This is a genomic window from Streptomyces sp. NPDC049585 (assembly GCF_040675615.1).
Lineage (GTDB): Bacteria > Actinomycetota > Actinomycetes > Streptomycetales > Streptomycetaceae > Streptomyces > Streptomyces luteosporeus.
In genome coordinates this window covers 15,674-28,637 of sequence record NZ_JBFAPE010000014.1, presented here as the reverse complement: position 1 = coordinate 28,637, position 12,964 = coordinate 15,674, and the positions used below count along the sequence as shown (strand labels likewise).

The 12,964-nt window shown below is 73.4% G+C and carries 12 protein-coding genes and 1 tRNA gene; 4 read left to right on the top strand and 9 right to left on the bottom strand.

The features are described from left to right. The first annotated feature begins 212 nt into the window (after positions 1-212). On the top strand, positions 213-605 hold the full coding sequence (locus AB0K17_RS16630) for an STAS domain-containing protein (protein WP_365969453.1): 393 nt from the start codon (positions 213-215) through the stop codon (positions 603-605). A gap of 17 nt (positions 606-622) precedes the next feature. Here AB0K17_RS16630 and AB0K17_RS16625 read toward each other — a convergent pair whose 3' ends face one another. Both AB0K17_RS16625 and AB0K17_RS16620 read right to left on the bottom strand, forming a co-directional pair. Beyond that, complete coding sequence (locus AB0K17_RS16625; RefSeq protein WP_365983323.1) at positions 623-1,753, bottom strand: histidine kinase; 1,131 nt, start codon at positions 1,751-1,753, stop codon at positions 623-625. Beyond that, a complete protein-coding gene (locus AB0K17_RS16620; RefSeq protein ID WP_365983322.1) occupies positions 1,750-2,469 on the bottom strand; it encodes a response regulator transcription factor in 720 nt (239 codons plus the stop codon). Before AB0K17_RS16620 ends, AB0K17_RS16625 begins: the two co-directional genes overlap by 4 nt. A gap of 166 nt (positions 2,470-2,635) precedes the next feature. Here AB0K17_RS16620 and AB0K17_RS16615 point away from each other — a divergent pair, with 166 nt between their 5' ends. Next, positions 2,636-3,481, top strand: coding sequence for a DUF4344 domain-containing metallopeptidase (locus tag AB0K17_RS16615; RefSeq protein WP_365983321.1), 846 nt, complete (start codon positions 2,636-2,638; stop codon positions 3,479-3,481). A 107-nt stretch (positions 3,482-3,588) separates the two neighbouring features. Here AB0K17_RS16615 and AB0K17_RS16610 read toward each other — a convergent pair whose 3' ends face one another. Continuing rightward, positions 3,589-4,941, bottom strand: coding sequence for a helix-turn-helix transcriptional regulator (locus AB0K17_RS16610; RefSeq protein WP_365969478.1), 1,353 nt, complete (start codon positions 4,939-4,941; stop codon positions 3,589-3,591). Positions 4,942-5,077: 136 nt separating this feature from the next. Here AB0K17_RS16610 and AB0K17_RS16605 point away from each other — a divergent pair, with 136 nt between their 5' ends. Both AB0K17_RS16605 and AB0K17_RS16600 read left to right on the top strand, forming a co-directional pair. Next, complete coding sequence (locus AB0K17_RS16605) at positions 5,078-6,415, top strand: alpha/beta fold hydrolase (RefSeq protein ID WP_365983395.1); 1,338 nt, start codon at positions 5,078-5,080, stop codon at positions 6,413-6,415. A 146-nt stretch (positions 6,416-6,561) separates the two neighbouring features. Beyond that, a complete protein-coding gene (locus AB0K17_RS16600; RefSeq protein ID WP_365983320.1) occupies positions 6,562-7,875 on the top strand; it encodes a M64 family metallopeptidase in 1,314 nt (437 codons plus the stop codon). A gap of 671 nt (positions 7,876-8,546) precedes the next feature. On the opposite strand, the gene AB0K17_RS16595 is transcribed toward AB0K17_RS16600, so the two are convergent. From AB0K17_RS16595 to AB0K17_RS16570, 6 genes are all read right to left on the bottom strand, one after another. Next, entirely contained in the window at positions 8,547-8,831 is a 285-nt protein-coding gene (locus AB0K17_RS16595; RefSeq protein ID WP_365983319.1) for a hypothetical protein, read from the bottom strand. A 107-nt stretch (positions 8,832-8,938) separates the two neighbouring features. After that, complete coding sequence (locus tag AB0K17_RS16590) at positions 8,939-9,976, bottom strand: methyltransferase (protein WP_365983318.1); 1,038 nt, start codon at positions 9,974-9,976, stop codon at positions 8,939-8,941. 75 nt (positions 9,977-10,051) lie between these two features. Further along, on the bottom strand, positions 10,052-11,230 hold the full coding sequence (locus tag AB0K17_RS16585; protein ID WP_365983317.1) for a winged helix DNA-binding domain-containing protein: 1,179 nt from the start codon (positions 11,228-11,230) through the stop codon (positions 10,052-10,054). Positions 11,231-11,326: 96 nt separating this feature from the next. Continuing rightward, a tRNA-Arg gene (locus AB0K17_RS16580) sits at positions 11,327-11,399 on the bottom strand. A 104-nt stretch (positions 11,400-11,503) separates the two neighbouring features. Continuing rightward, on the bottom strand, positions 11,504-12,373 hold the full coding sequence (purU, locus tag AB0K17_RS16575; protein WP_365969946.1) for a formyltetrahydrofolate deformylase: 870 nt from the start codon (positions 12,371-12,373) through the stop codon (positions 11,504-11,506). Positions 12,374-12,453: 80 nt separating this feature from the next. After that, positions 12,454-12,900 carry a hypothetical protein gene (locus AB0K17_RS16570; protein ID WP_344432871.1) on the bottom strand — a complete coding sequence of 149 codons (447 nt, stop codon included), beginning with the start codon at positions 12,898-12,900 and terminating at the stop codon, positions 12,454-12,456. Positions 12,901-12,964: the final 64 nt, after the last annotated feature.

The following is a 12,964-nucleotide window of genomic DNA, read 5'->3' as shown; positions in this document are numbered from 1 at the left end:
ATGAACGAATGTGCCGATGTGTTATGCGGGTGTGACCGGATCTATGGGGATTAACGGTTCGAGCTGGGCATAGGCTCAACAGCGGTCGGCTTCTGCCGCGGATGTGGACCGCGGCGTTTCACATGGCGCCCCACGGGGGAAGCGCCAGGCAGCCATACCGCGGAAGGGTCCATTCCGAAGGAACGAAAGACCGAGTGAAGGGGCTCGATCGCGTGACGTTGAAGGTGTTGGAGCACGAGCAGGGCGAGTGGGCCGTGCTCCAGGTCTGCGGCGAAATGGATCTGGTGACCTCTCCCTCGGTGCGGCAGCACGTGCACGACGCCGTCGCCGACGGCCGCCGGAGCCTCGTGCTCGACCTCGGAGAGGTCCGCTTCTGCGACTCCAGCGGCGTCGGCGTGCTCATCGCCGCCCGCCGGCTGATGCGCTCCTGCCAGGGCCGGCTGCGGCTGATCCTGCCGGCCCAGGGCGCGGTGGAGGGCTCGCACGTCAACAGGGTGCTCTCCGCACTGGGCGTGCGCAGACTCTTCGACGTCTACCCCGACCTCGACAGCGCCACCGACGGCCGGGAGGCGCCCGAGGAGCGCACCGACCCGCTGTCCGCCTGACGGCGCGTCGCGGCGCCTCAGCGCTGCCCGTACGGCAGGCGCGCCCGTACCACGAACCCGCCGTCGTCCGTCGCATGCGCCCGCAGCGTCCCGCCCAGGCTCTGCGCCCGCTCCCGCAGACCCACCAGCCCGTGACCGCCGCCGGGCAGCCCCGGCGCCGGTACGGCCGCGTCCGCCGGCCCGTTGCGGACCTCCACGTCCAGCCCGGAGGCGTCCTCCGTCACCCGCACCCGCACCTTGGCGCCCGGCGCGTGCTTGCGCACATTGGTCAGCGCCTCCTGCACCGTACGGAACGCGGCCCGCTCCACGGCCTCCGGGCGCTCGGCCTCCGGGTCGCAGGCGTCCTCGAAGGTGACGTCCAGCGCGCTCAGCTCCACCAGCCGGGGCAGGTCCGACAGCCGCGGCTGGGGAGTGAGCTCCTCGGTGTCCGCGCCGGCCGCCCGCAGGATGCCGACCATGTGCCGCAGCTCGTCCAGCGTGCGCACCGACAGCTCCCGGATCGTGCGCGCGCCCTCGCGGGCCCGGGCGTCCTCGGTGCTGATCTGCACCGCGCCGGCCTGCAGGCTGATCAGGCTGACCTGGTGGGCGACGACGTCGTGCATCTCCCGGGCCAGCCGGGCCCGTTCGGTGGCCAGCACCCGGTCGGCCAGCAGCCGGTCCTCGCGGGCCCGGCTGCGCGTGAGCTCCTCCAGCCGGCCCGCCAGCTCGCCGCGGGTGCGCACGAGCAGTCCGAAGGCGATGGGCGTGGTGGCCACGACGACCGCGTCGAGCAGGTCCACGCCCGTCTGCCGGCGGTCCAGGGCCAGGCTCGTCACCGGGTACGGCAGGAACTGCGCGGCCGCCATCAGCAGCCCCGCACCGGCCAGCAGCCGGCGGTCGGTACGCCGCGAGGCGACGGTGTACAGCGCGAACATCGGCGCCAGCCACACGAAGGAGAAGTACATCCCCGGCAGCGTGAGCAGGAAGACCGTCACCGGCAGGCGCCTGCGCAGCGGCAGCACCACCGCCGCCAGCAGCGACGTCCACAGCGGCAGGCCCGGCGTCAGGCCGTTGACCAGCAGCGCGTCCCCCACCGCGAAGAGGGCCGGCCCCAGGACCGGCACCCACGACGGCAGCCGGGCCGGCCGCAGGGTGCGCCACCGGCTCACCGCTCACCGCGCCCGTGATCGCGGTCGTGATCGTGGTCGTGATCGCGGTCGTGGTGGTGCTCGGGCCGCGCCTCGCCGCCCACCAGGCCGGCCCGGTCCGCGATGATCGCGGCCTGGACGCGGTTGAGGCCGCCCAGCTTGCCGAGCACCGCCCGCACATGGTCCTTGACCGTGCTGGGCGCCAGCCCCATGCGCGCCGCGATCTGCGGATTGGCCAGCCCCTCGCCCAGGTGCCCCAGCACCTCCCGCTCCCGCGGGGTCAGCGAGCGCACCGCCTGCGCGGCGGTGCCGGCGGCGTCGGCCGCCAGGTAGCCGCCGATGACCGCCCGGGTCACGCCCGGGGCCAGTACGCTGCGGCCCGCGGCCAGGGCCCGTACCGAGCGGACCAGTTCCTCGGGGTCGGTGTCCTTCAGCAGGAAGCCCGTCGCGCCCGCGCGCAGCGCCGCCGCGACGTACTCCTCCGTGTCGAAGGTGGTCAGCATGGCCACCACCGGCGGCTCCGGCCGCTCGCGCAGGGCCCGCAGCACCGTCAGGCCGTCCACGTCCGGCATCCGGATGTCCAGCAGGACGACGTCCGGCGCACACTCCTCGACGGTGGCCACCGCCCGGCCGCCGCCGCAGTCGCCGACCACCTCGACGTCCGGTGCCGTCCCCAGGATCATGCGCAGCCCGGAGCGGACGAGCTGCTCGTCGTCCACCACCACAACGCGGATCACCGTCCGTTACCTCTTCACTCTCCGCCGGCCCTCTTCTCCCACCGGAATCCCTCCAGCCTGCCCCACCCCCGGCAGGGCAGCGGGGGCACCCCCGCCGACCGGAGGGGGTGGGCCCGGACCACAGACGGATTCCCCCCGACCGCCCCGGGGCGGCAGAGTGCTGTCCATGCTGCACCATGCGGGGCCGGGCCCCCGGAGACCGGCCCGCGCATGGCGCGCCCGCACGCTGGTCGCGGCCGGTGTCTGCACCGCCGCCCTCGCGACCGGCTGCGGCCCGCAGTCGCAGGCCGCCGCGCCCCCCGCCCGCGGCGGCCTGTCCGTTTCCTACGACGTCCCCCCGGCCGGCGAGACCGACGAGCGCACCTTCCTCAAGGAACGACGGCTGCCCGAGCGCGTGGCCGACGACCTCAACCGCTCGCTGCGGCTGCCCAAGCGCATCGACATCATCGGCACCCCGTGCAAGAAGGACGCCACGCCCGAGTACGACCCCGAGACCGCGCGCATAGTGCTGTGCTACGGGTTCGTCCGCGAGGTCCGCTCCATGTTCGAGGCCGACGGGGCCGCCGACCCCGCCGCGCGCACGGCGGGCGTGATCACCGAGACGCTCTACCACGAGGCCGCCCACGCCCTCATCGACCGGCTCGACCTGCCGTTCACCGGGCGCGAGGAGGACGTCGCCGACCAGTTCGCCGCCTACCGGCTGCTCGACCAGGGCGCCCCCGGCCGCGCCGCGCTGCTGGCCGCCGCCGACAACTACGCGCAGTACGCCCGCGAGAGCGACCCCTCCGACACCGACCCCTCTGACGAGCACGCCCCCGACGCCGTGCGCAGCGCCAACTACCGCTGCTACCTGTACGGCGCGGCGCGCGGCCCCGCGGCCGGCGAGCGGCCCCGGCTCGTCGACGGCAAGCGGCTGTCGAAGGAACGGGCCGCACTGTGCGAGCAGGAGTACGCGAGCCTGCGCCGCGGCTGGGCCCGCCTGCTGGCGCCGTACGCGGCGGCCCGGCGCTGACCGGTCCCGGGCAACTGGACGCTCACGGACGCCGACCCCTCACGGACGCCGACCGCTCACGGGGGCCGACCGCTCACGGCCGCTGACCGCTCACGGGGGCCGACCGCTCACGGGCGCGTCCAGAACGGCGGTGCCGACGGCGCCGGCCCCAGCGTCGTCGTGCCGGGCGCGGCCCGGTGGCCGAGCCCGGTGCGGTACGCGTCCAGCGCCGCCTCCGTACGCCCCGTACGCCGCAGCAGGTCGCCCAGCAGCCGGCACAGGTCGGCGAGGTCTCCCGCCGCGCCCGTGCGCTCCAGCAACGACAGCGCCGCGCAGTAGTGCTCCTCCGCGGCCTCGGTGTCGCCCCTCTCCTCCGCGATGAGCCCCAGCAGCCGGTGGGCGCCGCCGGCGTGGACGGCGCCGCGCTCGGCGCCCAGGGCGTGCGGCGAGAGCAGCGGCCGCAGCAGCGCCTCGGCCTCCGCGGCCTTGCCGCGGCGGCGCAGCACGTCCGCCAGCTCCACCTCCACCTGCACGGTGAACAGGGCGGCGCGCTTGGAGGCCAGCATGTCGCGGGCGGTGCGCAGCTCCGTCTCGGCCTTGCGCAGGTTGCCGTCCTGGGCGTGGACGTAGCCGCGCATCCAGTGGCAGTGGGCGAGCTCGGTGCGGATGTGCAGCTGCTGGTAGAGCTCCTGGGCCTTGGCCAGGGAGGCGTCGGCATCCGCGATGCGGCCCTCGGCGATCAGGGTACGGGCCACGCCCCGGTGCATGCCGGCGACGAGCGCCGGGTCGTCCACCTGGGGCGCGAGCGCGAGGGCCAGCTCGGCGGCGTGCGCAGCCCGGGCGTGCGCCCCCATGTCCATGTACGGCGCGATGGCGGCGGTGTAGAGCAGCAGCAGGGCGTTCGGGTCGTGCATGCCGGAGGCGTTGAGCTCGTCGAGGGCGGTCTCCAGCAGGTAGCAGGCGTAGCGCAGCTCGCCCGCCAGCAGATGGGCGGTGGCCCGGCCGCGCAGCGCGGGCACGCGGCGCGGCAGCGGCTCGCGCGCGAGCAGCGCCTCCGCCTCCGCGAACAGATCGCGGGCACTGGTCAGTTCGCCCGTCTCCAGGGCGCAGTCGCCGAGCCCCAGCAGGGCGGTGAACTCCTCCCCCGGCAGGCCCAGCCCGGCCGCCTCGGTGCGCAGCGCCGCGAAGAGGCCGGCCGCGTCGGCCGCGTCCCCGGTGGCCAGGGCGCGCCGGGCGTCGGTCAGCCGCAGCCGCAGGTCGGTGGCCAGGTGCGGGGGCCGGCCGGTGGCCAGCTCCTCGACCGTGGTGCCGAGCCGGCCGGCGAGGTGGCGCAGGGCGGTCTCGGAGGGCCGTACACGCCCGGCCTCCAGGGTGGAGACGTACGCGGCGGTATAGGCGGGTTCGGCCAGTTGCTTCTGGGTCAGCCCCTTCTCCGTCCGTAGCCGCAGGACGCGGCGTCCGATGTCACCGGGCTCGTCCATCGGTATGCCGTGGGTGCTGTTCTCGACCACTTCCGCCCCTCGGTACATTGCGCGCGTCGATCACGCCGTACGTTAAATCTGCTTACGTGAGGATGTAACCGTGCCATCCGTGCCGAAGTCGCCCGCGCTCACCCGGGTGGGGGACACCAGGAACACCGGGAACACCGGGAACACCGCCGACGTCGTCGCCGTCCGGCAACCCGGGCTCGTTCTGACCGATCGCTTCTTCGACGTCCCCCTCGACCACGACCGGCCCGACGGCGAGCACATCCGCCTCTACGGCCGCGAGGTCGTCGCCGCCGGGCGGGCCCACGAGGACCTGCCGTGGCTCGTGTACCTGCAGGGCGGCCCCGGCTTCCCCGCCGGGCGGCCCGTAGGACGGGAGAACTGGCTCGACCGCGCCCTGCAGGAGTACCGGGTGCTCCTGCTCGACCAGCGCGGCACCGGCCGCTCCACCCCCGCCAACCGGCAGACCCTGCCCCTGCGCGGCACCCCGCAGCAGCAGGCCGACTACCTCGCCCTCTTCCGGGCGGACTCCATCGTCCGCGACTGCGAGCACATCCGCCCCCGGCTCACCCGCGGCCGCCCCTGGAGCGTGCTCGGGCAGAGCTTCGGCGGCTTCTGCGCGGTCACCTACCTGTCGTACGCGCCCCACGGACTCGCCGAAGTCGTGATCACCGGCGGGCTGCCCGGGCTGACCGCCGACGCGGACGCCGTCTACCGCGCGGCCTACCCACGCATGGAACGCAAGACGCTCGCCCACTACGCCCGCTACCCCGGCGACGAGGCGGCGGCCCTGCGCATCGCCGAACACCTCGCCGGCACGCGGGAAGTACTGCCCGACGGCAGCGAGCTGACCGTGGCCGCCTTCCAGCAACTGGGCATCCTGCTCGGCTCCGGCGACGGCTCCCACCGGCTGCACTACCTGCTGGAGGACGCCTTCGTCCCGACAGCCGCCGGACCCCGGCTCTCGGACTCCTTCACCGAACAGGCCGCCGCCCTGCTCTCGCGTGCCGGCAGCCCGCTCTACACGCTCCTCCATGAGGCCATTTATGCCCAGGACGGGCGGCCGACGCACTGGTCGGCGGACCGCATACGCGGCGAATTCCCCCAGTTCGAACGGCACTTCGAGAACGGTGGGCCGCTGCTGTTCACGGGCGAGACCGTCCACCCCTGGATGCTGGAGACCCAGACGGCCCTGCGCCCCCTGCGCCGCACCGCGGAACTGCTGGCCGAGCGCGAGGGCTGGACGCCCCTGTACGACGCGGACCAGCTGGCCCGCAACGAGGTGCCGGTCGCGGCCGCCGTCTACCACGACGACCTGTTCGTCGACACCGCCCACTCACTGGAGACGGCACGCTCCATCGCGGGGCTGCGCACATGGGTGACCGACGAATACGAGCACGACGGCGTACGGGCCGGCGGAGGCAGGGTGCTGGACCGTCTGCTGCGCCTGGCACGGGACGAGGCGTGAGCCTCATGTAACGCTGCGTTGCAAGAAATTGACGGGTGATCACCCATTGTCATACCCCTCTCGGAGCCTCTACGTTAAGCGACGCCTTAACGCGACTTAACTCACCGCTTTAGGCGGTGGGTTTCGCTTCCGAGAGGAAACCCCCCATGCCCACCATCCACAGACGAATATCCGCAGTGGCGGGCGTGGCCGTGATGGCCGCGCTCGCCACCACCGCCGGCACCGGTATCGGCACCGCGTCGGCGGCCCCGCACCCCGCCCCCCGCCAGTCCGTCGAGTACTTCACCGAGCCCGGCGGCCACCCCCACCACCGCACCGTCCTCGCCGCCCCCACCCCGCCCCGGCAGCTCGTGCGCCCCGGCGGCAAGGCCCTCAAGGGCGACGGCGCCGTCACCTCGATCGTCGACAACGGCCCCATCGGCTCCAAGCTCGACGTCGTCTTCATCGGCGACGGCTACACCGCCGGCCAGCAGCAGGCCTTCCACGACGCGGTCCGCACCAAGTGGGCGAAGATGTCGGCCGTCGAGCCCTACGCCTCCTACAAGAACCTGTTCAACGTCTGGGCCGTCGACGCCGTCTCCCAGGACTCCGGCGTCTCCGGCGACCCCGCCCAGGGCGTCGTGAAGAACACGGCCCTGAACTCCGCCTTCTTCTGCGACGGCGTCGAGCGCCTGCTGTGCGTGGACACCGGCAAGGTCGAGACCTACGCCGCCAAGGCCCCCGCCGCCGACCTGGTCGTCGTCCTCGCCAACTCCACCAAGTACGGCGGCGCCGGCTACAACGACGTCAAGTCCCAGGTCGGCTACGACGGCATCGCCACGGCCTCCTCGAACAACGACAAGTCCGACCAGGTCGCCGTCCACGAGACGGGCCACTCGCTGGGCAAGCTCGCCGACGAGTACCAGTACGACGGGTACGGCACGTACGGCGGCGCCGAGCCGTGGGAGACCAACATCACCAAGTCGGCCACCGGCGCGAAGTGGTCCCGCTGGGCCGGCCAGACCTCACCCGACGGCGGCACGGTCGGCGCCTACGAAGGCGGCGGCTACTACCCCAAGGGCATCTACCGCCCCACGGAGAACTCGATCATGCGGTCGCTGGGCCGTGAGTTCAACCTGCCCGGCCGCGAGGCGATGATCGCCGGCTTCTACCGGCACGCGAGCGTGATCGCCCCCGCCGACGGCACCACCGGCAACGGCGACCACGTCGGCCGCAACGCCCGCATAGCCGTACGCGAGGGCGCCCCGGCGACCACGTCCCTGTACTGGTACGTGGACGGCCACGAGGTCTCCTGGGCCCGCAACCGCACCGCGGTCACCCCCCGCACCCTGGGCGTGCCGGCGGACGGCGGCACCCACTGGGTGACGGCCTGGGCCCTCGACCAGAACACGGCGGTCCGCGACCCGGCAGTGGCGAAGACGATGCGCACGGCACTGCGGTGGCAGGTGAGCGGCAACTGAGCGCAGGGCCGGGCCCGGTGAGAGTGCGGGCCCGGCCCTTGGGCGCGGGTGCGGCCGGTGGGTGCGGGTGCGGCCGGTGCGGGTGCGGGTGCGGCCGGTGCGGGTGCGGGTGCGGCCGGTGCGGGTGCGGGCCCGGTGGGTCGGGTGGCGGAGGGTGCGCTGCGCCGCTGCGCGGCTTGGGGGGCGGAGGGCCGGGCTGCGCCCTGGGCGGTCCACCCGCTGCGCGGCCGGAAGCGCGCACCCGGCACGGGACCGGTGCCCGGCACCGGGGTGAGTGATGAAGCGAGGTGCGCCGCTGCGCGGCTCAAGGCCGAACCCCGCACTCGGTAGGGCACCCCCGGATCGCAGTGAAGCCCGCCGCTGCGCGGCTTGGCAGCGATACCCCGCACCGCGAGGGCACCCCCGACGAGTGCTCCCGCGGCCAAGACGGCACCCGACCCCCGTTCGGGGATCCTGCCCGCGCAGCGAAGCGGAGCGGCCGACCCACGGGGAGGGGAAACGCTGCGAGCACGGGGCTCGCCCTCAAGCCGCGCAGCGGGTGGGCCCCCAGGGCGCAGCCCGGCCCTCCGCCCCCCAAGCCGCGCAGCGGCGCAGCACACCCTCCGCCACTCGCGCGCAGCGAAGCGGAGCGCACCCGCCGCGCAGCGGCGCAGCGCACACTCCGCCACCCGTCAACCCTTGCCCGGGGTGTCGAGGAAGGCGAGCAGCACGGCGGCCTCCGCGCGGAGCCGGGCCGCTCGCTCCTCGTGCGCGAGGGCTGTCAACTGCGCTGCCGTCTGCAGCCGTTCCGCGGCCTCGGCCCGTACCACGTCGACCACCTTGCGCTCGCTCAGTTCACGTCGCGCCACCTCCGTGGAGCCGGAGCCGGCTTCCTCCAAGGGCACCGCCTCGGCGTTGTCCAGCGCGGCGAGGGTTGCGCGCAGCGCGGTCACGGCGACCTTGTCGCGAGCGCGCATAGCTTCTGGGAGGGCTTGGCGCATGCGGAGACGTATGGACATGCGGGCGACCCTATGGTCGTGGCCCCCGCCAAGCAAAGCGATATCAACCAGCCCGCACCCATACGTCACTTGACGGCGATCACCATCGATTCCGGGCCCGCCAAGTGCTGGGCCCGGCTCTCCCGGAAGCCCGTCTCCGCCAGCCAGCCCCTGCACTCGGCAGCCGTGTATTCGAAGCCGCCTGGTGTTTCCAGGAGCATGGTGAGGCTCATGAGGAAGCCGGGGACGTTGCGACTGCGGTCGTCGTCGATCAAGGTCTCGTAGATGATCAGGGTCCCGCCCTCCGGCAGTGCCTCGTGGGCCTTGGTCAGGAGGGTGCGGACCCTCGGCAGGGCCCAGTTGCTGAGGATGTGGCCGAGGACCAGGACGTCCGCCGTGGGGAGGGGGTCGGTGAAGAAGTCGCCGGCCCGGAAGGACAGCCGGTCGTCGAGGGCGGCCTGCGCAAGGCGGCGACGGAAGCCCGGTTCCACCGCCGGCAGTTCGAAGCCCGTGCCGCGCAGGTGGGGGTGGCGCCGGAGGAGGTGGGTCAGGACGGTGCCGTCCGCGCAGCCGATGTCGGCGACCGTGCGGACGGGCGCCCAGTCGAAGGCCTCGGCGAGGGCCCGGGCCGAGCGCAGGGAGAGGCCGCTCATGGCCTGCTGGAAGGCGTCGAGGCGGTCGGGGTCGTCGTACAGGGTGGCGTAGATGCCCTCCTCGTCGTCCCCCTCGGCCACCACCTCGTTCTGGGCCTCTCCCGTGCGCAGGGCGGTCTCCAGCCGCCCCCACAGGTCGTACATGCGGGCGTCGCTCATCTCCAGCAGCCCGCCCAGGTAGTCGGGCGTGCCGCGGACGAGGTGGCGGGCGGCGGCGGGGGTGTTCGCGTACCGGCCGTCGGTGCGTTCCAGGGCGCCCAGGGCGACGAGGGTGTCGAAGTAGTCGCGGGCGGCGCGGGGGTGCAGGCCGAGCCGGGTGCGCAGTTCTTCTGCGCTCAGCGGGCCGCCGGCCAGCTCTGTGAAGAGGCCGGTGCGGGTGGCGACGAGCAGGACCTTGGACGCCATGAAGCCGGTGGCGATCTCCATCAGGTCGTCGATGGCGGGTTCCGTGCCGGGAGGCGGGTCGCTCATGGGTCCTCGCAGAGCGCTCGGTCTGGGCGGATATTTCAGGATTACCCACCCCTCGCTGCCTTCAGGCCGCCAGGCCTACCGCACCAGCTCCCGCTCCAGCGGGGTGCGGAAGCGGGGCGTCACCCTGACCTCCCCCAGCCACGCCGCCAGGCGTTCCGTCTCCGCCTCGATCGCCTCGGTCGCGGCGCGGTCCAGCTTCTCCAGCGCCCGCCAGACGATCTCGCCGTTCGCGTGCTGGGCCCAGCCGCCGACGATGCGGCCGTTCCACCACACCGTGGGGCCGATGTTGCCGGCGCGGTCGAAGAGGAACGGTACGTGCTCCGGGGCGAGGTACCAGTCGCGCTCGCGCCAGCCCATCGACGTCGGGTCGAGGCCGGGCAGCAGCGCGGCCCAGTCGCCGTCGGCGGTCACCGGTTCGAGGTCGTCGGGCAGGGCGAGGCCCGGGCCGTGGTCCAGGCGCACCGGGACGGCGCCCACGTCGGCCAGGGCCGCGCGGGTGTCCCGCAGCGACCAGCCCGTCCACCACTTCAGGTCGGCCTCGGAGGAGGGGCCGTAGGAGGCCAGCCAGCGCCGCACCAGGGCGGCCTTGGCCTCGCGCGCGGGCAGTTCTGGCAGCGCGTCGGCCGCCGCCCAGCGGTGCAGGCTGCTGGTCCATGAGCCGCGCGGCCGGGCGCGCCGTACGTGGCCGTCCGCCGCCAGGATCCCCAGCACCCAGCTGCCGACGCTGCGCCGCGCCTCGTACGGCTTGCCCGGCGACATGATCACCTGTTCGCGCAGTGCGGGCACGTCCTGTCCCAGCTCGGCGGTGGTGGCCTCGCCGCGCGCCGCCAGCGCCTGCAGTGTCGCCTGCTCGGTACGCGCGAGCCGCTGCTCGTCCCAGGGCTCGGCGGGGTCCTCGCACCGGGCCAGGGCCTTGATCATCTGAGCCCGCTCGCGCCGGGCGATGTCGCGGGCCGTGGAGGAGTACACGTACGGGGCGATCTCCGTCGTCACGGCGAAGAGCGTGCGGCGCATCGACAGCAGCTTGAGCAGGGTGACGTCCTCGTACAGCGCCCGGTCGACCTCGGCGGCCGACGGCTCCGCCAGCCGCGCGCAGGCGGCGAGGTGGACGGTGGCCGGGTCGCTGGCGTGCAGGCCGACGACGGCGTCGGCGACCTCCTCGGCGGTGGCGGCGCGGCGGGCGGGGGCCAGCAGGTGCCGGCGGCCCAGCCGGGCCCGCCGCTGCTCGTCACTGATGTGAGGCGTGGTGGTCATGGGACGAACAGTAGGTCTCCTGTAGGTCGGATACTGTCCTGCGTCCCGGACACGAAAGAACCCCCCGGGCCGGGCCCGGGGGGTTCTTCACTGCTGTGCGCTCGGCAGGATTCGAACCTGCAACCTCTTGATCCGTAGTCAAGTGCTCTATCCGTTAAGCTACGAGCGCTCGGCCTCCGGCGGCTGTTCCCACCGCGCGGTTGGCGTTGCGGGAACAACTGTACATGACTCGGAGCGGTGCTCCTGACACGCGCCGGGCGCCGGCGGTGATCGTCAGGCGAAGACGACCGTGCGGGTGCCGTTGAGCAGCACGCGGTGCTCGCTGTGCCACTTCACGGCGCGGGCCAGGGCCTGGCACTCCACGTCGCGGCCGAGCGCCACCAGCTGGTCCGGGGTGACCTCGTGGCCGACCCGCTCGACCTCCTGCTCGATGATCGGGCCCTCGTCGAGGTCCGCGGTCACGTAGTGCGCGGTGGCGCCGATCAGCTTCACACCGCGGGCGTGCGCCTGGTGGTACGGGCGCGCGCCCTTGAAGCTCGGCAGGAAGGAGTGGTGGATGTTGATGATCCGCCCGGCCAGCGCCTTGCACAGGTCGTCGGAGAGCACCTGCATGTAGCGGGCGAGCACCACGAGCTCCACGCCCTCGGCCTGGACCAGCTCCAGCAGCCGCGCCTCGGCCTCGGCCTTGGTGTCCTTCGTGACCGGGATGTGGTGGAAGGGCACGCCGTAGGAGCCGACGAGCTCGGCGAAGTCGGTGTGGTTGGAGACGACCGCCGCGATCTCCACCGGCAGGGCGCCGATGCGGGCCCGGAAGAGCAGGTCGTTGAGGCAGTGCCCGAACTTGGACACCATCAGCACGATGCGCATCTTCTCGTCGGCGCGGTGGATCTGCCAGTCCATGTGGAAGGAGTCGCCGATGGCGGCGAAGCTGGCCCGCAGCTTCTCCAGCGTCACCGGGGCCTCCGCGCTGAAGTGCACGCGCATGAAGAACAGGCCCGTGTCGCGGTCACCGAACTGCTGGCTGTCCTCGATGTTGCATCCGGTCATGAACAGGTAGCTGGACACCGCGTGCACGATGCCCTGCTTGTCCGGGCAGGAGAGGGTGAGGACGTACTGCTGCGGCTGCGCCTGTTCGGTGGTCATAGCCCCATAGCGTCGCACATTCGCGGAGTCCGTCCGTCCGCTCGCGGCCCGCCCCGCGGCCCGGCGTCACCTGGCCGCGGTCACCTCGCCGCGGTCATCATCTCCAGCACCGCCAGCGGGCGCGGCGGCTCGTCGGCGTCGTCGCCGTCCCCGGCCGCCATCCGTACGTGTGCCTCGCGGGCGGCCCGTACCGCCTCCGGCCAGCCGTGGTGCTCCAGGTACGCCGCCACCGGGGCGTCCGCCCCGACCTGGTGCATGATCCGCAGCACGCGCAGCACGGCGACGTCGACGAGGGCGGCCTCCTGCGAGTCGCGGAAGACCGTGCCGACGTACTTCTCGGCCGACCAGTTGTCCAGCCAGGTGTCCTCCACCAGGCGGTAGACGGCGTCGGTCACGTCCCCGTACTCCTCGCGGCCCGCGAGCCAGCACTCCTGCTGGAAGACGGGGTCCGAGAGCATGTGCAGCGCCGAGCGTACGTTCGCACGCCAGCGCCACCACGGCATGTCATTGAGCGGCATACCGCCCATGGTGGTCGAGCGGCGGCCGCGACGGGAAGACTTCTCCGAACCCTGCACAGGTATCGATCGTACG